The following is an 884-nucleotide window of genomic DNA, read 5'->3' as shown; positions in this document are numbered from 1 at the left end:
AGAACGTGTTTGGATACTTTGACATTCGATTTGATTTTAGTTAAATTAGATCAAAAACAGGAGTTTTTAATCCATGAAAAGCTTTGCACACCATTATAGTAGCGACATCTCTCGTGAACAATTTGAACTAGTCCGGACAGATCTAGAAGGCATACGTAAGCGGACTAAGCCAAGAAAGGTTGATTTATATGATATCTTTTGTGCCCTGCTTTATACCTTGAAAAATGGGTGCGTTTGGCGCGATTTACCCAGCGATTTTCCTAAATGGGAAACCGTCTATTATTACTGGTTACTTTGGACTAAAACGCCATCTCCTGCTGGCATCACTCCTCTGGATAAGGTTTTAAAAAAATTGTCAGCCAACATCGGTTGGCTCAGAAGCGTTCAGTTTATACATCGTTCATCATTCTAGATGCTCAAAGTGTCAAGAATACCGATCCTGCTGAAAGTAGTGGCTACGATGGTGGTAAAAAGGTGAGCGGGATTAAGCGCCATCTTGCTGCAGATATCAATGGGCTGCCGATGGCAGTCCATGTGACAACCGCCAATGTTTCTGAGCGTGATGGCGCCAATGCGCTACTGGCGTTAAACAAATCACAGTTTGACCTGGTTCAACGAGTAATGGCCGATGGTGGTTATACTGGTAACAACTTTGCTCAATCAGTTCAGGCAATGATTAACGCTGAAGTCATTATTGCTAAACAGAGTGACCTTAGGCACGGTCAAGTGACCCCGCAACGCTGGGTTATCGAACGCAGTTTTAGCTGGCTAGGAAAATATCGGCGCCTCTGGCGCAATTGTGAGCGAAAGCTGAACACCAGTAAGATGATGATTAGCTTAGCCTTCCTGCGAATACTCTTGAAAAGATTCTAAACACGTTCTTA

At 43.3% G+C, this 884-nt stretch carries 1 protein-coding gene; it reads left to right on the top strand.

Annotated elements, in window-relative coordinates:
• Positions 1–73 precede the first annotated feature (73 nt).
• Positions 74–873 (top strand): IS5 family transposase gene (locus IV40_RS10645; RefSeq protein ID WP_156404284.1). Its coding sequence is split into 2 segments (ribosomal slippage): positions 74–344 and positions 344–873, totalling 801 coding nucleotides; the frame shifts between segments, so codons are not numbered across the junction.
• The last annotated feature ends 11 nt before the right edge of the window (positions 874–884 follow it).

The sequence above is a fragment of the Lactobacillus selangorensis genome, assembly GCF_001437205.1.
GTDB classification, from domain to species: Bacteria; Bacillota; Bacilli; order Lactobacillales; family Lactobacillaceae; genus Paralactobacillus; species Paralactobacillus selangorensis.
Note: the sequence above shows the minus strand (reverse complement) of the source record. Positions and strands in the feature narration are given on the sequence as shown.